Annotated in this window: 17 protein-coding genes; 1 reads left to right on the forward strand and 16 read right to left on the reverse strand. The window is 39.9% G+C overall.

The genetic code is table 11. The features are described from left to right. Positions 1-106 precede the first annotated feature (106 nt). From gndA to mce, 4 genes are all read right to left on the reverse strand, one after another. Positions 107-1,516, reverse strand: a complete 1,410-nt coding sequence (gene gndA, locus GNT69_RS07900; RefSeq protein WP_203554414.1) for an NADP-dependent phosphogluconate dehydrogenase — start codon at positions 1,514-1,516, stop codon at positions 107-109. 196 nt (positions 1,517-1,712) lie between these two features. After that, positions 1,713-2,834: a M20/M25/M40 family metallo-hydrolase gene (locus tag GNT69_RS07905; RefSeq protein WP_203554415.1), complete on the reverse strand. Its 1,122-nt coding sequence runs from the start codon at positions 2,832-2,834 to the stop codon at positions 1,713-1,715. A gap of 81 nt (positions 2,835-2,915) precedes the next feature. After that, positions 2,916-4,466: an acyl-CoA carboxylase subunit beta gene (locus tag GNT69_RS07910; RefSeq protein ID WP_203554416.1), complete on the reverse strand. Its 1,551-nt coding sequence runs from the start codon at positions 4,464-4,466 to the stop codon at positions 2,916-2,918. 1 nt (position 4,467) lies between these two features. Next, positions 4,468-4,878, reverse strand: coding sequence for a methylmalonyl-CoA epimerase (gene mce / locus GNT69_RS07915; RefSeq protein WP_203554417.1), 411 nt, complete (start codon positions 4,876-4,878; stop codon positions 4,468-4,470). Between the two features lie 153 nt (positions 4,879-5,031). Here mce and prli42 point away from each other — a divergent pair, with 153 nt between their 5' ends. Beyond that, the gene (gene prli42, locus GNT69_RS07920; protein WP_203554418.1) at positions 5,032-5,127 is read left to right on the forward strand and encodes a stressosome-associated protein Prli42; all 96 of its coding nucleotides are present in this window, start codon (positions 5,032-5,034) and stop codon (positions 5,125-5,127) included. Between the two features lie 120 nt (positions 5,128-5,247). Here the strand turns inward: prli42 and GNT69_RS07925 are convergent, their stop codons facing one another. From GNT69_RS07925 to bcd, 12 genes are all read right to left on the reverse strand, one after another. Further along, a complete protein-coding gene (locus tag GNT69_RS07925; protein ID WP_481747618.1) occupies positions 5,248-5,751 on the reverse strand; it encodes a L,D-transpeptidase in 504 nt (167 codons plus the stop codon). Between the two features lie 31 nt (positions 5,752-5,782). Further along, positions 5,783-6,775: an aromatic acid exporter family protein gene (locus GNT69_RS07930; protein WP_203554419.1), complete on the reverse strand. Its 993-nt coding sequence runs from the start codon at positions 6,773-6,775 to the stop codon at positions 5,783-5,785. A gap of 83 nt (positions 6,776-6,858) precedes the next feature. After that, the gene (locus tag GNT69_RS07935; protein ID WP_203554420.1) at positions 6,859-7,296 is read right to left on the reverse strand and encodes a BrxA/BrxB family bacilliredoxin; all 438 of its coding nucleotides are present in this window, start codon (positions 7,294-7,296) and stop codon (positions 6,859-6,861) included. A 205-nt stretch (positions 7,297-7,501) separates the two neighbouring features. Next, positions 7,502-8,518 (reverse strand): methylmalonyl Co-A mutase-associated GTPase MeaB, encoded by a 1,017-nt coding sequence (gene meaB, locus GNT69_RS07940; protein WP_203554421.1) that lies wholly within the window; start codon positions 8,516-8,518, stop codon positions 7,502-7,504. Further along, positions 8,519-10,714 carry a methylmalonyl-CoA mutase gene (scpA, locus tag GNT69_RS07945; RefSeq protein WP_203554422.1) on the reverse strand — a complete coding sequence of 732 codons (2,196 nt, stop codon included), beginning with the start codon at positions 10,712-10,714 and terminating at the stop codon, positions 8,519-8,521. Beyond that, positions 10,704-12,596 carry a methylmalonyl-CoA mutase family protein gene (locus GNT69_RS07950; RefSeq protein WP_239094097.1) on the reverse strand — a complete coding sequence of 631 codons (1,893 nt, stop codon included), beginning with the start codon at positions 12,594-12,596 and terminating at the stop codon, positions 10,704-10,706. Before GNT69_RS07950 ends, scpA begins: the two co-directional genes overlap by 11 nt. A gap of 162 nt (positions 12,597-12,758) precedes the next feature. Beyond that, complete coding sequence (locus GNT69_RS07955; RefSeq protein WP_203554423.1) at positions 12,759-14,039, reverse strand: dihydrolipoamide acetyltransferase family protein; 1,281 nt, start codon at positions 14,037-14,039, stop codon at positions 12,759-12,761. A 16-nt stretch (positions 14,040-14,055) separates the two neighbouring features. Then, entirely contained in the window at positions 14,056-15,039 is a 984-nt protein-coding gene (locus GNT69_RS07960) for an alpha-ketoacid dehydrogenase subunit beta (protein WP_203554424.1), read from the reverse strand. Between the two features lie 12 nt (positions 15,040-15,051). After that, positions 15,052-16,047, reverse strand: coding sequence for a thiamine pyrophosphate-dependent dehydrogenase E1 component subunit alpha (locus tag GNT69_RS07965; protein ID WP_203554425.1), 996 nt, complete (start codon positions 16,045-16,047; stop codon positions 15,052-15,054). Positions 16,048-16,065: 18 nt separating this feature from the next. Next, on the reverse strand, positions 16,066-17,487 hold the full coding sequence (gene lpdA / locus GNT69_RS07970) for a dihydrolipoyl dehydrogenase (RefSeq protein ID WP_203554426.1): 1,422 nt from the start codon (positions 17,485-17,487) through the stop codon (positions 16,066-16,068). Positions 17,488-17,499: 12 nt separating this feature from the next. Further along, positions 17,500-18,588, reverse strand: a complete 1,089-nt coding sequence (gene buk, locus GNT69_RS07975; protein WP_203554427.1) for a butyrate kinase — start codon at positions 18,586-18,588, stop codon at positions 17,500-17,502. Between the two features lie 64 nt (positions 18,589-18,652). Continuing rightward, entirely contained in the window at positions 18,653-19,747 is a 1,095-nt protein-coding gene (gene bcd, locus GNT69_RS07980; protein ID WP_203554428.1) for a Leu/Phe/Val dehydrogenase, read from the reverse strand. Between the last annotated feature and the right edge of the window lie 65 nt (positions 19,748-19,812).

Raw genomic sequence — 19,812 nt, forward strand, 5'->3', positions numbered from 1 at the left:
TAATTAAGAAAATCGCAAGCGCCTTGTTCAGGTTAGACAGTTCTAACTTCTGAAATTTATACTAAAATCATACAAACAAAAACAGCGGATCACCGCTGTTTTTGTTTTATTTCATCCATTCTGTATGGAAAACACCCGCTTTATCAACACGCTCATACGTATGTGCGCCAAAATAATCACGCTGAGCCTGTAATAAGTTAGCAGGAAGGGTTTCTGTACGATAACTATCATAGTAAGCTAGGGCTGATGCGAAACATGGGACAGCAATCCCGTATTGCGCAGCTAGAGAAACGATTTCTCTTAACGCTCCCTGATAATTTTCTACAATTTCTTTAAAATAAGAGTCAAGCAATAAATTTTTCAAACCTGGTTCACGATCATAAGCTTCTTTAATTTTTTGTAAGAACTGGGCTCTAATGATACATCCACCACGGAAAATCATTGCTATATCACCGTAACGAAGATCCCAGCCATACTCATCTGATGCAGTCCGCATTTGCGCAAATCCTTGAGCATAAGAACAAATTTTACTCATATACAACGCTTTACGAACAGATTCAATAAACGCTTCACGATTACCTGAAAATGGACTAGTTTCAGGACCACGTAAAATCTTGCTTGCAGCAACGCGTTCTTCTTTTAAGGCAGAGATAAATCGTGCAAACACAGATTCTGTAATTAGTGGTAATGGGACCCCTAAATCTAATGCACTTTGACTTGTCCACTTTCCTGTTCCTTTTTGTCCTGCAGTATCAAGGATCACATCCACAAGTGGCTTGCCAGTTTCATCATCCATTTTTGTAAAAATATCTGCGGTGATTTCAATTAAATAACTGTCGAGTTCACCTTTATTCCACTCAGAGAATACGTGATGAAGTTCAGCAGCTGTAAGACCTAGCATATTTTTAAGTAAAAAATATGCCTCTGAAATCAATTGCATATCTCCATATTCAATGCCGTTATGTACCATTTTTACATAATGACCGGCTCCATCTGACCCAATATAGGTTGTACACGGTTCACCGTTTACCTTTGCAGAAATATCCTTAAAGATTGGTGCGATTAAGTCATAAGCTTCTTTTTGACCTCCAGGCATAATCGATGGACCTTTTAATGCCCCTTCCTCCCCACCGGATACACCAGTACCAACAAAATGAATACCAAGCTCACTCAATTCCTTATTTCTACGCTGTGTATCTGTAAAGAAGGTATTCCCGCCATCGATTAAAATATCTCCTTTTTCTAAATATGGCTTTAACTGGTCAATCGTTGCATCCGTAGCCATCCCTGCTTGAACCATTAGCATAATTTTACGTGGCTTTTCCAAGGAATTTACAAACTCTTCAACAGAAAACGTTCCAAAAATATTCTTCCCTTCGGATTCACGTAACATTACATCTGTTTTCTCGCGAGAACGATTAAATACGGAAACGGAATACCCTCTACTCTCCATATTCCAAGCTAGATTTTTTCCCATGACCGCAAGACCAATAACACCAATCTGTTGTTTAGACATAAGCTTACATCCTTTCTGTCATATCTACTATTGTAAAATAGCCAATCATCGTTCTTTTTATTACATGTACAACTTACTTAATCTCCTTTTATAATTTGACTTATCGATAAAAATTAACCATATTTGTTTTGCTTTTTTCATGTTTTTCATAAAAATAGAAAAAGAAGTACCCATATGATAGGTACTTCTTGTTTCTTTATTGTGCTGCCACCTCTTCAATAATCGCCAGAACCATTTCGGCAAGCTTTTCAAGTTCAGCTATCGGAATTTTTTCATTCGTTGTATGAATCTCCTCATAACCGACGGCTAGATTGACGGTTGGAATGCCAAAGCCAGCAATTACATTCGCATCACTGCCACCGCCACTTTTTAACAGCTCGCAGCTCCGACCAATTTTAGCTGCTGCCTTACGGGCTAATTCAACGACGAGATCACCTTCACCATATTTAAATCCAGGATACATAACATCGACAGTCACCTCAGCTTTACCACCCATTTGCTTAGCAACTGACTCAAAAGCTTCTTGCATTTTTTGGACTTGATTGTTCATTTTTTCTGGTTCAAGTGAACGTGCTTCAGCAAGGATCTCGACATAGTCACAAACAATATTTGTAGCTGTTCCCCCTTGAAAGCGGCCAATATTTGCCGTAGTTTCCTCATCGATACGACCTAATGGCATTTTAGCAATTGCTTTTGCAGCAATTGTAATCGCGGATACTCCCTTTTCCGGAGCAACACCTGCATGAGCTGTTTTTCCATGAATGACTGTTGTGATTTTGGCTTGAGTTGGTGCTGCCACAATCACATTCCCGACTTTGCCATCACTATCTAGAGCATACCCATATTTTGCATTTAACCGACTTAGATCCAGAACTTTTGCTCCTACTAAGCCTGATTCCTCACCAACAGTTATGACAAACTGTAACGGACCATGAGGAATTTTCTTTTCTTTAAGAACCCGGATGGATTCAAGCATGACAGCAAGACCAGCTTTATCATCTGCTCCTAGGATTGTTGTACCATCTGTCACTACATAGCCATCTTTAATTGACGGCTTAACCCCACGCGCAGGAACAACAGTGTCCATATGAGAGGTAAAATAAATCGGATCTACCCCTTCTTTTGACCCTTCGAGGGTGCAAATGAGATTTCCGGCACCATGACCAGTTTCTGCTGTTGTATCATCCTCATAAACATCAAGACCAAGCTCAGAGAATTTTTGTTTTAAAACTTTAGCAATTTCTGCTTCATATTTTGTCTCAGAATCAATCTGGACTAATTCAAGAAATTCGTTTAGCAGGCGTTCGTTGTTAACCATTATTGATGACCTCCACATTATGTATATACTTTATAAGTATACATTTGTAGTTCCCATCCATCAAACCCCGACGTCAATCCATTATAGAGGGATATTCCCGTGTTTTTTTGCAGGACGAGTTTCTTTTTTTGTGCGAAGCATGTCAAGAGCTTGAATAATCTTAATTCTTGTTTCCCTCGGATCAATGACATCATCCACCATCCCTCTGCTTGCAGCTACATACGGGTTAGCGAATTTCTCGCGATATTCATCAATTTTCTGCTGTCTTGTTTCTTCAGGATTTTCACTATTTTCAATTTCTCTAGCAAAGATAATATTCGCAGCACCTTGTGGTCCCATAACCGCAATTTCGGCATTCGGCCATGCAAACACAAGATCTGCTCCAATTGATTTACTGTTTAAAGCGACATATGCCCCACCATACGCTTTCCTTAAAATTACTGTTAATTTCGGAACAGTTGCTTCTGAGTAAGCATATAAAATCTTCGCACCATGACGAATAATTCCACCATGTTCTTGCTTAATCCCCGGGAAAAACCCGGTTACATCTTCAAAAGTGATAATTGGAATATTGAACGAATCACAAAAACGAATAAAACGAGCAGCTTTATCAGAAGAATCGATATCTAACCCTCCAGCCATCACCTTCGGCTGATTACATACTAAACCGACCACTTCCCCTTTTACCCGTGCAAGACCAATCACAATGTTCCTAGCAAAATCCTTTTGAATCTCAAGGAACGATTCATTATCTGCCACTTGTTCAATCACTTTCCGCACATCATACGGTCGTAACGCATCAAATGGAATCGTATCAGTTAAATCAGGTCGATAATCGTCATGTTCATCGGCTTCTAACCTTGGAGGGCGTTCCTCATGGTTTTGCGGCAAATAACTTAGCAAGCTACGTACCATTTGTAACGTCTCTTTCTCTGACTCTGCACGGAAATGAGCATTCCCACTGACACTATTATGGACTTTTGCCCCACCTAAGTCCTCAGAAGAAATTTTTTCACCTGTAACCGTTTCGATTACCTTCGGGCCAGTAATAAACATCTGACTCGTTTCCTCGACCATAAAAACAAAATCAGTAATCGCTGGTGAATATACGGCACCACCTGCACAAGGCCCCATAATGACAGAGATTTGGGGAATTACACCTGAATATATGGAGTTTCGATAAAAAATCTGCCCATATCCATCAAGTGAAACGACCCCTTCTTGTATTCTTGCACCACCGGAATCATTTAAACCAACAAAAGGAGCGCCATTGTTCGCTGCCAAATCCATAACAGTCGCAATTTTATGGGCATGCATTTCTCCAAGTGCTCCACCAAATACGGTAAAATCTTGAGAAAATAAATAAATCGGTTTGCCATTCACTTTCCCGTATCCGGTTACGACTCCATCGCCTGGACCTTTTTGATTTTCAAGCCCAAAATCAGTTGAACGATGCTCGATAAAGGGATTAAGTTCAACAAACGATCCTGGGTCAACAAGCAAATCAATTCTCTCTCTCGCTGTTAGCTTTCCCTTTTCATGTTGTTTATTGATTCTTTCATCACCGCCACCAAGCTCAATCTCTCTTCTACGATCATATAGTTCATTAATTTTCTCATAAATATCTGTCATATCATTTCTCTCCCATCTTTTCACACAACTCAAATAGTACACTTCCAGTTGACTTCGGATGCATAAAAGCAACTTTTGCATTACCTGCGCCTATTTTCGGCTCATCTTGAATCATTCTTATACCCTTTTCTTTCATTTCATTGATTCGGTCTTGTATGGAATCTACTCCTAATGCAATATGATGAATTCCTTCTCCTCGTTTCTCTATGAATTTCGCAACGGCACTCTCAGGTGAAGTCGCTTCAAGCAATTCAATCTTTGATTCCCCTACCTTTAAAAAGGCAACTTTAAGTTTTTCACTCTCTACCTTTTCAATCCCTAGTAGTTCCAATTGGAGCACATCCGTATAAAAGGGAAGCGCCTCTTCTATCGATTTAACAGCAACACCAATGTGATCAACCTTTTTTATCATAAGCACCCTCCAGTTAATATTAGAAAATATATAATAATCACTATATTCGATATAAATCGTCATAATTCCTGCTAAAAATTAAGAGTTGAATAAACTCATTTTCGATTGTAGTATAATAGATAGACAGTGAGGAACTTGAAAGGGGAATTGATGATGAAAAAACGAAAGACCCGTAAAATCATCGTATATATTATGTTATTTGCGATGCTAGCCTCGACCCTCTTAGCCGGAGCTGCAACTTTTCTATAATCCATTAAAATAACATTTACATTATAATTAAAGGACTCACCAAAATTAAAATGGTGAGTCCTTTGTTCTTTAGCTAACCATCAGCGGGAGATAAAGAACTCCTCTGTTGAAAATTCCGCTTTATTCAAGTGCGGAATATTCTTTACCAAGTTCATAAAAACTTTGATCTGATGAAGTAATGAGAATTTTTGTTCCTAAAGGAATGTGATTAAATAAGAATTCAACCCCTTCATTGTGCAGCCGAATACATCCTTGTGAGATGTATTTACCAATTGAATCAGGCCGATTAGTACCGTGTATTCCATAAATTCTCCCATCCGTCTCCTCCGCATCAAACCCAATCCAGCGGGTACCTAAAGGGTTTTCCGGATCCCCACCTGGAATATTTTTTTTGCGGTAATAGGGATTGACAGCTTTTACTGTAATCGTGAAAATACCTTCAGGCGTTAAATCCTGACTTCTACCAGTTGCTACTGGGAAAACACGTTTTATCTGATTTTCATGAATAAATGCCAACTCATTCGTGCTCTTATTCACAACAAGAAACGGGTCACCTGGCATCGGGTTCGGACCTAATGGCCAAATCGGTGAAACGACAATCGCCAACAAAAATGTTACAATGATCTTCACTCATGTCACCTGCCAAGATTTTTTGTTAGTTTGTATCTTGACCGCGACTTACATGCATTTTTTTATCGGTTAGTCCTTTAAACGAACGTTTCAGCAATAAGTATTGCTCCATTTCATTGACAAAATGAAGGAGAGCGGCTCTTGCTTCAAATTCTTCCCTCGTTTTTGGTAATTCCATGTTTTGGAATTCCGTTCTCATCAGATACAATTTTTCGAGGTAGTACATTACCGTGTTGCCAGGGTGTATGGCATCAGCTAATAGCTCAACAAACTCTGCTACCATTTTCCTTTGTTCAACCTGGGAGGAGATTGAAGTAACCGATGGTAAAACTCTCTCAAGAATATCAAATTGCTTTTCACGCAATTTGAAATACTGGTAATGTAAGTTTTCACTCCGCAACAAATTATTTTCAACATCTTGGGTAGCTAACTCGATTGCTTGTTCCAAAAGCTTAGCCGTTTTTGGTAGTTCTTCGCCACTCCAACTACTATCTCCTACTCGCAAAAATTTTGCAATTTCACAAAAAATTCTTTTAAAGTTATCTTCAATTTCTTGTTGGTATTTTTCAAGCTTCAAATCTGCACTCGGCATATAAAGATTCATTATAAGTGCAACTCCAATTCCAATGAAGATAATGCCCAATTCATTTAAAATTAAACTAACAGAAACCTGCCCTGCAGAAAAGATATGTAAAATAATGACGATGCTTGAAACAATTCCTTCTGTTGCTTTGGCTAATACTGCCACAGGAATAAAGACGAGCAACATAAATCCAATGACAATGGGATGATAACCTAAAATCTCAAAGAAAACGACAGAAAGTAGAAGTGCAATTATACAAGCCAAAATTCGATCCCATGAAGCCCGAAGTGATTTTTTCTTTGTTGCTTTTATACATAAAATTGTCAGAATCCCAGCAGATGTAAAGTTTTCGAATCCGAAATATTGGGCAATCATAATCGAAATAGCTGTCCCTAATGCCGTTTTTAATGTCCGATAACCAATTTTAAATTTCATGCATCCAATCTCCTAACAATAAAAAGATGACCGTAACGATCATCTTTTTATTGTATCAGATTTTCTATTTAGTTGAAGGTTCCCTATATTTCTTCACAATATTGTTCAAATGTATCTTGTAATTTTTGCACGACAGCCATTGGATCATGACCTTCAATTTCATGTCTTTCAATCATTTTCACAATCTCTCCGTCTTTTAAAAGTGCAAAGGATGGAGAGGATGGTGGATAACCCGTGAAATAGCTACGCGCCTTTTCAGTAGCCTCTTTGTCCTGTCCCGCAAACACGGTAACAAGTTGATCGGGTCGCTTATCATAGTGAAGTGCATGCGCCGCAGCTGGACGAGCAATTCCACCTGCACAACCACATACTGAATTAATCATTACTAAAGTTGTGCCTTTGTTTGCAAACGCCGCCTCAACTTCTTCCGGTGTTTTTAACTCATCATATCCAGAAGCACTAATTTCTTGTCGTGCTTGACGGACAACATCATTCATAAAAAAGTTAAAGTCCATACCCATTTTTATCACTCCTTCATTATCTGCTTCGTAAAAAGCATATCTATATGATAACAAGATTAGGGGATTGTTTTCAAATCTCAACTATTTTAGTTGTTAAAGGTTTAATCTGAAATAAAACCGGGAATAGTACCATTACAGCTAGATCCATACCCCAAAGACTCCCTAAATGAAAGACAGCGCATCTTTTAGCGCTGTCCTTTTTTAATCATTTTTTCGTTTGAAAATAAGCAGTAAATAATTCCTCAACAGCAGCAGCAACTGGTCGATTTCCGGAAATAACCTCATTCTCAATTTTCGGCAACAACTGTTTAACACCCGGGTTATGAAAGAAACTCATATGAAGCTGATCAGTGATCATTGAATGAATCCATTCCCTCATTTGCATCCGTCTTCTTTCTGTAAAAATTCCTGATTGCTTTGTCGACTCTTCAAAAGTTTGAATTAGATTCCAAATCTCTTGTATTCCAGTTTCATAAAAGGCGGAACATGTAAGTGCCTTCGTCTCCCACCCTTTCGTTGCAGGTTGAAGAAAATGAATGACTCGATTATATTCGTGACGTGTTTTCTCCGCGAACACCTCATTCGGTCCATCGGCTTTATTTATGATAATGGCATCCGCTAGCTCCATAATCCCCTTTTTCATCCCTTGTAGTTCATCACCGGCCCCAGTCAGGACAAGCAACATAAAGAAATCCACCATGTCCCTTACAATCACTTCGCTTTGACCGACTCCAACGGTTTCAATTAGGATCACATCAAATCCTGCAGCTTCACAAAGAAGCATTGTTTCACGAGTCTTTCGGTGAACACCGCCAAGTTTTCCACCCGAAGGTGATGGACGAATAAAGGCACGTTTATTTTTCGCAAGTCGTTCCATTCTCGTTTTATCTCCGAGAATACTTCCACCAGTTAGACTCGATGTTGGATCTACTGCCAGTACAGCAACATTCAACCCCAAAGTACACAGATATGTACCAAATGATTCAATAAACGTACTTTTCCCTGCTCCAGGGACACCGGTTATACCAATTCGAATTGCTTTTCCTGTAGAGGGAAGCACCTTTTCTAGCATTTTTTGTGACTTTTGAAAATGTTGTTCTGCATTGCTCTCGACGAGAGTAATTCCTCGCGCTAAAGAAATTCGATTGCCCTTGAGAATCTCTTCTGCAAGGGCTCCTTCATCAATTTCCTGATAATTGCTTTTCTTTACAAATTTAATCATCTAAGATGTCACTTCCTCATACCCAATCCGCTTATAAATCGTTTTAATCACTTTTTGAGCAGCTACTGGAATGACTGTTCCTGGTCCGAATATCTCACTTGCTCCATTGTCATATAAAAACTGATAATCTTGAGCAGGAATCACGCCTCCTGCAACGACGACGATATCTTCGCGACCAAGCTTTTTTAACTCTTCTACAAGTTGTGGTAAAAGAGTTTTATGCCCAGCAGCAAGTGAACTCATCCCAATTACATGAACATCATTTTCCACCGCTTGCATTGCTGTCTCCTCAGGTGTTTGGAACAAAGGACCAATATCAACGTCAAAACCTAAATCAGCGAAAGCAGTTGAAATGACTTTAGCACCACGGTCATGTCCATCTTGGCCCATTTTAGCCACAAGAATTCTTGGCCTTCTCCCTTCATTTTCCAGGAATTCCTCCGTCATTTTCTTAACTGATTCCATTTCTTCTTCATTAGTATAGGACGAACTGTATACACCACTTATAGAATGGATAATTGCTTTATGCCTTCCAGCAACGATCTCAATGGCATCAGAGATCTCACCGAGAGTCGCACGAACCCTTGCTGCTTGAACAGCTAATTCCAATAAATTTCCATTACCTGTCTCAGCAGCATTTGTTAGTGCGTCTAAGGCTTCGTTCACCTTTGCCTGATCACGTGTTGATTTTAATGTCTCAAGTCTTTCAATTTGTTTTAATCTTACAGCTGTATTATCAATATCAAGTATTTCAAGTGGTTCTTCATTTTCACTTAGGAAACGATTAACACCAACGATTGTTTCCTTTGCCGAGTCAATTTGCGCCTGACGACGGGCGGCTGCCTCTTCAATTTTCATTTTTGGTAGTCCCGTTTCAATCGCTTTTGCCATTCCACCTAGATTTTCAATTTCTTCAATATGACCCCACGCTCGCTCGACAAGTTCTTTTGTCAATGTTTCCACATAGTAGCTTCCACCCCACGGATCAATGACGTTTGTAATTCCAGATTCCTCCTGTAAAAAGAGCTGTGTATTTCTAGCAATTCTTGCAGAAAAATCGGTTGGTAGTGCTATCGCCTCATCTAGCGCATTCGTATGCAAAGATTGAGTGTGCCCCATGGCAGCAGCATGTGCCTCGATTAACGTACGAATAACGTTATTGTATGGGTCCTGTTCTGTCAGACTCCATCCAGATGTTTGAGAATGTGTTCTAAGTGCCATAGACTTTGGGTTTTTAGGATTAAAAGATTTCATCATCTTTGCCCAAATCTGGCGAGCCGCTCTCATTTTCGCCACTTCCATAAAATAATTCATACCAATGGCCCAGAAAAAAGATAATCGCGGCGCAAAGGAATCAATGTCAATTCCTGCCTTTAACCCCGTCCGGACATATTCTAAGCCATCAGCAAGCGTATATGCCAGTTCAATATCAGCAGGTGCTCCAGCTTCCTGCATATGATATCCAGAAATACTAATACTATTAAATTTTGGCATATACTTCGATGTATATTCAAAAATATCTGCAATAATTTTCATGGACGTTTCCGGCGGATAAATATATGTGTTTCTAACCATATATTCTTTTAAAATATCATTTTGAATCGTCCCAGATAATTTTTCTTGCGAGACTCCTTGCTCTTCAGCGGTAACGATATAAAAGGCCATTATCGGTAAGACGGCTCCATTCATTGTCATAGACACTGACATTTGGTCAAGAGGAATTCCATCAAATAAAATTTTCATATCGAGAATTGAATCAATCGCTACCCCAGCTTTTCCTACATCACCAACAACTCTCGGATGGTCAGAATCATAACCTCGGTGTGTAGCTAAATCAAACGCAACAGACAAGCCCTTTTGTCCCATTGCTAAGTTTCTACGGTAGAATGCATTGCTTTCTTCTGCCGTTGAAAATCCTGCATATTGTCTAACAGTCCACGGTCGATTCACATACATTGTTGGATACGGACCACGAGTAAACGGAGGAAGTCCTGGACGATCATCCAAATCATCGATCTCCTTTGTATCCTCTTCTGTATATAGAGGCTTGAGCTTTATTCCTTCGTTCGTTTCAAAAAGAAGATCATCAATGGACTGATCAATATCCTTTTCAACCTTATCCTTCCATTCTTCGAAGCTAATTTCCTTATTTTTCTCGAACAGTGATACCTTTTTAAAGTCCGGCTTATTTTTCATCTAATGACACCTCCATTTCTATCATTAAAGTAGATAGAATCTCATAATTATTGCTTTTCGCATGCCAAAATTGGTTGATTCCCGCTTCTTTAAATAATTCACTAATTGTTTCGTCAGGAATACCTGCCATTGTTACTTGAATTTCCGGGAATTTAACCATAATATCTTTTAATAGATTAATTGCATCTTCATTATACTGGCGCTGATCGCCACAAATACAATAATGTTTTAAGCCCGTTTTTTCAATAAAATCTGCAGCTTCATTAACGGTCGTTAACCCTTCACTTTTTTCTGCTAAAATTCCGCCTGCTGCCAAAAAGCCGGTAATAAAATCCGCTCTTGCTTTATGCTTTTTTAACTCTCCTAAGCAAAGTAAACCTACGCTTGGCTTTTTCCCTTTATCCTTTTCAATCGTTAATGCCCTAAATCGTAATTCTTCAAAAGGTTCGGCTAATCTTTTTACCTGAAGCGGTTTAAAAGTAATAGCCTGTTTTGTTTTGTTCACAATTTGTGGTTGTTTTACCTTTTCTTCTACCTTTGCATATACATTCGTTCCAATGATGCTCTGTTTACGAGTAAAAATATCCTTCTCTCTCTGTTCCCTCACATCGGCAATGGATTTTTGCAACCAATTCGCTTTTAAAGTTTCGACAATATCGCCCTGTTCTTCAATAACGAGGAAATATTCCCATGCTTTTTCTGCTAGCTCTTTAGTCAGAGCCTCAATATACCAGGAACCACCAGCAGGGTCGGCCACTTTTTCAAGATGTGATTCCGCTTTAAGGATTAACTGTGTATTCCGGGCAATCCGTTCTGAGAAGGAAGAAGTCGCTCCAGTGGCTTCATCGAGTGTGCTAACACTCAAATAATGGACGCCCCCAAGCACAGCTGCAAATGCTTCGTTTCCGGCACGCAACAAATTCACATATGGATCGAAAACCGTCTTTGTAAATGGTGATGTTTCTGCAGAAATTGCCATTTTTCGGGATTCCTCCGCCGCACCGTAGACCTCCATCGCTTTATTCCAAAGAATACGCGCTGCCCTTAACTTTGCTGTTTCCATAAAGAAATTGGCACCAATTGAAAAATGGAAAACGAATTTTTCTAAGGCCTCTTCTATATTCCAACCATTGTCTAGTAATTTTTGAACATAAAAAACACCGGTTGCAAGGGCGATAGCCAATTCTTGAACTGCATTCGCACCACTATTATGATAGATAGACGTATCAACAAGAATCGTTTTTACGTTAGGTAATTGTTGATTCCATACTTTGATCGTTTCCGCCCAATCAGAAAAGGTTTCGGATTCACTTTGATTAAAGCCCCCGTTTGCAGCGGATTCTGCAATCAAATCTGCGCCAATAAAACCGGTTGCTTCCGCACTGTCGTCCTGTAATGTATCACTAACCCTTTTCAAAAAAGGACTTAAAAATCCTTTTGCATTTACACTAAAAGGTACGCCTAAACAATATTTTTTCAGAAGTGCTTCCAATTTAGCTTCTTCTTTCAATAACTCTTCTGTCACTTCAAGAGCGAAAGCCGTTTGTCCGGCTGAAAAAGCTGTTTTTAATTTGCCCTCGAGTTCGTCTACCGTATCATACGATAGTTTATTAGCCACATGCCACGCTTTCCCATGATAACCACTCGAGTAACTCCCCCGCCTAAAATTAGCGACCCCTGGGTATTGTGCTAAACTGGGAGTGTCAATTTCCTCTTTTGTATAAAGTGGTTTTAAACGAATATTTTCATATGTACTGGTGAAAAGGGTTTCAATTTTCCTCCCTTTTAAGGATTGTTCCACTTGTGCAACCCACTCATCCACCGAATATGGAGTAAAGGTTGCAACTTTCATTTCCCCTAATTTCATAGAGTTACTGCCCAAAACGGACAGCGTTCCCCCCTCTCTAACGTTAGAATTGTATAAAAATTCAAACTATAACTCCTTACATTTTAGTACAAATTGAGTAATCTAGCAATAAAGACGAAATAAAAACACTGTACGAGATAAAGATGAGAGTCTTTATCTCGTACAGTGTCTTTCATTCTAATAAATAGGTGTTGTTTCTTTCGATGTATTTTCTAAGATTTCTTTTACCCGTTTTAGGAATCTCCCGCATACTAGGCCGTCAAGTATTCGGTGATCTAACGACAAACATAGGTTCACCATTTCACGGACAGCAATCATGCTATTATTCATAATCATTGGTCGTTTAACGATCGACTCAACTTGAAGAATGGCTGCCTGAGGATAATTTATAATTCCCATAGACTGAACGGAACCGAATGAGCCTGTGTTGTTTACGGTAAAAGTCCCCCCCTGCATATCTTCCGTACAGAGTTTTCCCGAGCGAACTTTTTCAGCTAGTTCAGCAATTTCGCGAGCTATACCTTTCACCGATTTTTCATCAGCATTTTTAATTACCGGAACATATAGCGCCTCCTCAGTAGCAACAGCAATAGAAAGATTCACTTCTTTTTTTTGGATAATTTTATCGCCAGCCCAAATCGAGTTTACTTGTGGGAATTCCTTTAACGCTTGTGCGGCAGCTTTAACAAAAAAGGCAAAGTAAGTTAAATTAAAACCTTCCGTCCTCTTGAAGTCATCTTTAAGTTCATTCCGATAACTAACGAGATTCGTTACGTCGACTTCAATCATTGTCCAAGCATGTGGAATCTCTTGTTTGCTACGGACCATATTTGTGGCAATAGTCTTTCTTATTCCAGTTACAGCAATTTCTATATCACCTTTACGCATGGAGGGAGAAGGTATAGGAGAAGGTTGAACGAGTTTATCTTCAATGCGAACTGGTACTTTTGCCTGTGTTATATCTTTATCTAGTGTCGCTTTCGACTCGATTACCCTTAGCAAATCTTTACGAGTGATTCGTCCACCTGCCCCACTCCCAGTTATGCTCGCTAAGTCAATCCCATGTTCTTGTGAGAGCTTAAGAACCGCTGGAGAATATCTCATCTTCTTATGATTTTCATTAGAATCGCTTTTCAATAAACCTTTCTTCTTTTCACTGGAGGCAGTCTCATTAGTCTCCTTCTCCGGCTTCACCTCTGTGATTCCCTCAAGGCTACTCTCAGTTTCAATTACTAAAATGGTTTCTCCTACAGAAATTGTATCTCCCTCACTGGCTACTAATTCTTTAACCGTCCCCGAAAAAGACGAAGGAATTTCAGCATTTACCTTATCACTCGTTATCTCTGCAAGCGGATCATATTTATTTACTGTATCTCCTGGGGAAACAAGCCACTTACTGACTGTCCCTTCAGTAACACTTTCTCCGAGCTGGGGCATTTTTATATGTTCAACAGTCAAGGATGTCCCTCCTTTCTTAAAATTCTGCGAGTTCTCGCATTGCTTTTTCAACTTTATCAGGATTGATCATAAAAAATTTCTCCATCGTTGGTGCATATGGCATTGCAGGCACATCAGGTCCAGCAAGCCGGCGAATGGGTGCGTCTAAATCGAAGAGACAATGTTCAGCTATAATCGCAGACACTTCGCTCATGACACTTCCTTCAAGATTATCTTCTGTTATTAAAAGTACCTTTCCCGTCTTTGATGCCGCTTCAATAATCGCAGATTTATCTAACGGATATACGGTTCTAAGATCGAGAATATGCGTTGAAATCCCGTCTTTCGCTAATTGTTCTGCTGCTTGTAGGGCAAAATGTACACATAAGCCATACGTAATAACAGTAATGTCTTCCCCTTCTCTTTTCACATCTGCTTTTCCAATTGGAAGAATGTAATCAGCATCCGGTACCTCTCCTTTAATTAGACGATAGGCACGTTTATGTTCAAAGAATAATACCGGATCATTATCTCGAATCGCGGCTTTTAATAAACCTTTCACATCATAAGGGGTCGATGGCATGACAATTTTTAAACCAGGTTGGTTGGCAAAGACCGCCTCCACTGACTGTGAATGATATAAAGCACCATGTATGCCGCCGCCATAGGGAGCACGGATGACGATTGGACAGGTCCAATCATTATTCGAACGATAACGAATTTTAGCTGCTTCAGAAATGATCTGGTTAACGGCAGGCATAATAAAATCAGCAAATTGCATTTCGGCAATTGGTCTCATGCCATACATTGCTGCTCCAATCCCAACTCCAGCGATCGCTGACTCAGCCAATGGGGTATCAATCACGCGATGTTCGCCATATTTCTCATAAAGGCCTTGTGTTGCTTTAAATACCCCGCCTTTTTTCCCAACATCTTCTCCTAAAACAAAAACTTTTTGATCCCTTTCCATCTCTTCATCAATCGCTTGAGTTACAGCATCTATATAAGAGATAATCGCCATTTTGTTCCCCCCTTACTCTTCTGCGTACACATATTTTAGGGCTTCTTCTGGTTTCGCATACGGTGCATTCTCTGCATACTCTGTTGCCTCATTCACCATCTGCATCACCTTATCATTGATTTCTTTTTCAGTTTCATCATTCAAAACACCTGTCGCTTTTAAATAGACTGTAAATGTAATAACCGGGTCCATTGTCTTTGCTTCCGCTACCTCAGCCGGTGCCCGGTAACTACGATCATCATCGTCTGAAGAATGAGGAGTTAAGCGATAGCAAATGGTCTCAATTAATGTTGGTCCCTCTCCTTTGCGACCACGTTCAACCGCTTGTTTTATTACTTTATAAACTTCTAAAGGATCATTTCCATTAACAGTAAATCCAGGCATACCATAGCCAATCGCACGATCAGATACCTTTTCACAAGCCAATTGCTTATTCTGGGGAACGGATATGGCATATTTATTATTTTCACACATAAAGATAACAGGTAATTTATGCACTCCTGCAAAGTTTGCCCCTTCATGAAAATCACCTTGGTTAGAAGATCCTTCACCAAAGCTGACGTACGTCACTAAATCTTTCCCTTCCATTTTTCCTGCTAAAGCAAAGCCCACCGCATGCGGTACTTGAGTGGTAACCGGTGAAGATCCAGTAACAATACGGTTCTTCTTTTGGCCAAAATGCCCTGGCATTTGCCGGCCGCCCGAGTTCGGATCTTCTGCTTTTGCAAACGCCGAAAGCATTACTTCACGAGGGGTCATGCCAAAAGCTAGCACAACACCAAGGTCCCGATAATATGGAAGTACAAAATCCTTCTCTTTATCTAAAGCAAATGCTGCACCTATTTGCGCGGCTTCTTGGCCTTGACAAGAAATAACAAAAGGTATTTTCCCAGCTCGATTTAGAAGCCACATCCGTTCATCTAATCGGCGGGCAAGGAGCATCGTCTCATACATCTCAAGGACTTGTTGGTCACTTAAACCTAGTTCATGATGGCGATTTTCAACCAATGGATTTCCCTCCTAAACTTATAAATGTATCGATTTCCCATCAACAGCAAGTGCCGCTTCTCCCATCGCTTCAGATAAGCTTGGGTGCGGATGAATCGTGCGGGCGATTTCCCAAGGGGTCGCATCGAGAACTTTCGCAAGCCCAGCCTCAGTAATCATATCGGTGACATGTGGACCAATCATATGAACTCCGAGAAGGTCATCGCTGTTTTCGTCGGCAATGATTTTAACAAACCCATCTGATTCCCCGTACACAAGTGCTTTTCCAATTGCTTTAAAAGGAAATTTCCCTATTTTAATTGCAAATCCATTTTCAATTGCTTCGTTTTCTGTCATCCCTACGCTCGCCACCTCAGGAGAACTATAAATACATTTTGGGACGAGATGACGATCAAGTGAAGAAGGATTTTCGCCTGCGATATGCTCAACTGCAACGATTCCTTCTTGAGCTGCTACATGGGCTAATTGCAACCCACCGATGCAGTCACCGATTGCATAAATATGAGATTCCTTTGTTTGATAATACTGATTTGTTACGATATAGCCTTTTTCTACTTGTATCTCCGTATTTTCAATCCCTATTCCTGTAATCGCTGCTTCCCGACCAACTGAGATTAGCACTTTGTCAGCATCATACTCTTCCTGTTTCCCATTAATATCAACAGTAAACTTTACGCTATCACTTGTTGTAAGAGTTTCAGGCAACACTCTTGCCCTTGTTACAACCTTAATCCCTTTTCGCTTTAATAAACGTTGCATTTCACGAGAGATATCCATATCTTCTGTTGGAAGGATACGTTGTGCGAACTCAATAACTGTTACATCAACACCAAAATCAGACATCATCGATGCCCATTCAATTCCAATAACACCGCCACCGACTATGATGATAGATTTTGGCAAGTCCTCTAATTCAAGCGCCTCATCAGATGTCAATACATAAGAACCGTCTGCCTCTAGTCCTGCAATCATTCTTGGTTTAGACCCAGTTGCTATAATTATATTTTTGGGGATAAGCATCTCATTTTCACTGCCATTTTTCATCTCAACGGAAATCGTTCCAGGCATGGGAGAAAATATCGATGGCCCAAGAATTCTCCCAATTCCTTCATATACATCGATTTTCCCTTGTTTCATCAAGTGTTGGACACCTTTATATAGTTGTTCAATAACCCTATTTTTCCGTTCCTGGACTTTTGAAAAGTCTACCTTCACTTCGCCAGTGATGATACCAAATTCTTCGCCGCGTTTCGTTGTAGCCATAACTTCTGCACTACGAAGTAAAGCTTTACTCGGAATACACCCTTTGTGTAAACAAGTTCCGCCTAGCTTTCCTTTTTCAACAATAGCTGTCTTCAAACCAAATTGTGATGCTCTAATGGCAGCTACGTACCCACCTGTTCCACCACCTAAAATGACTAAATCATATTCTTCTGCCATAAATTATCCTCCTCAGCGCCCACCAGGGTAAATTTTGCTTTGCTCTTCACCAGATAACACCCTTAGTGCACCCTCAGCAAGAGCATGTAATTCATTTTCACCTGGATGAACTAAAACATCGGCGATCCAATTAACCCGCTCAGAGATTTCATTTACGAATTCTTTTCCATAAGCAAGGCCGCCTGTAAGAACGATTGCATCGACCTTTCCGTATAAAACTGCACTTGCCGCTCCTATTTCTTTTGCCACTTGGTAAGCCATTGCTTTATAAATAAATCCCGCCTCTTTATCCCCTTTTTCAATCATTTCTTCAACCTTAATTGCATCATTTGTACCTAAATATCCAACTAACCCTCCTTGACCAACAATCATCTTCATGATTTCATCACGGTAATAATTACCCGAAAAACATAGTGAAATGAGATCGCCAGTAGGTACTGTCCCTGCACGCTCAGGGCTAAACGGACCATCACCGTGAAGTCCATTGTTGACATCAATAACTTTCCCGTTTTTATGAACACCTACGGTGATTCCTCCGCCTAAATGAGTAACAATTAAATTCATTTGTTCATATTTCTTACCATAGTCCTTAGCCACACGCCGAGCCACGGCCTTTTGGTTGAGGGCGTGAAAAATACTTCTTCTTTCAATTAAAGGAAATCCAGAGATTCGCGCGATTGGTTCTAACTCATCAACAACAACAGGATCAACAATATAAGCAGTGATATTTAAACCACTGGCTATTTCATAAGCAAGAATAGCACCAAGATTAGAAGCATGCTGCCCTAAAAAACCCGAGTGTAAATCGGCTAACATCTCATGATTAACGATATATGTGCCACCTTCAATTGGGCGTAGCAGTCCACCACGACCACATACCGCATGTAATTTTGATAAATTGATTCCCTCAACATCGAGCGTTTCTAAAATGGTTTTCTTCCTTAACACATACTGGTCCATAATCTTTTCAAATGAATGAAGCATATTTTCGTCATGCCGTATTGAATGTTCAAAAATAGGAAGCTCATTGATAAAGACTCCAATTTTGGTTGAGGTTGAACCAGGGTTAATTGTGAGTATCCGATATTCCAGTGGCTGCAAAATTCAAACCTCCATCAGGAAAGATCCTTAGTAAACAAACTGAAAAACTTTCCAGCCTTTATTTTTACCTTCGACTTAAAATATGGTGTCCATTCTGTAAAAATTGACTACGTGAATTACGCATCCGTTCTATTCGTTCTTCAGCCATTCGATCGGCTGCCATATAGGTCGGTATGCTATCTCGTTTAGCAATTTGAATTACTTTTTCAATATTATTATAAATTTGCTCTACCTTCTTAAGAGCACGCTCCTGATTATATCCAGATAATTCATCTGCAACATTAATTACACCACCAGCATTAATGACATAATCTGGCGCGTAAACAATCCCTAATTCATGAATAATATCTCCGTGCTTAGTTTCCTTCAATTGATTATTGGCTGCACCTGCAATTACTTTCGCCTTGAATTGAGGGATCGTCTCATCATTAATCACTGCACCAAGTGCACACGGGGCAAAGATGTCACATTCAACGGCATAAATATCATCGGGATTCACTGCCTCAGCACTAAACTCTTCAATAGCCCTTTGAACAGCATCTTTATTGATATCAGTAACGATTAGTTTTGCCCCTTCTTCATGTAAATGACGACAGAGATTGTATGCAACATTTCCAACCCCCTGAACTGCGACTACCTTTCCCTCAAGGGAATCTGTACCGTATACTGCTTTACACGCTGCTTTTATCCCTCGGTACACTCCAAACGCTGTAACAGGAGATGGATTACCCGAAGAACCAAAAGCTGGAGAAATACCAGTAACATAGTCAGTTTCTTCATGAATGATGTCCATGTCCGCAACGGTTGTACCTACATCCTCAGCCGTAATATAACGCCCATTCAACCCTTGAATATAGCGTCCAAAAGCACGAAACATCTCTTCATTTTTATCTTTGCGCGGGTCACCGATAATCACTGTTTTTCCACCGCCAAGATTTAAACCTGCCGCCGCATTCTTATAAGTCATCCCCTTGGCAAGCCTGAGGGCGTCTTCGATAGCTGCTTCCTCTGAAGAATACGTCCACATTCTTGTTCCACCAAGAGCAGGACCAAGAGTTGTATCATGTATCGCAATGATCGCTTTTAATCCAGATTGTTTATCCTGACATAAAACCATTTGTTCATAATCGTACTTTTCAAGGTAAGCAAAAATCTCCATTTTTATCCTCCTAGATACTCTTTCTTTAAGTTGTTTATCTCGTTTTTGTTCTAGTTTCTGGAGCA

Origin of the sequence: Bacillus sp. B15-48, from assembly GCF_016879755.1 — a bacterium.
Classification (GTDB): domain Bacteria; phylum Bacillota; class Bacilli; order Bacillales; family Cytobacillaceae; genus Mesobacillus_B.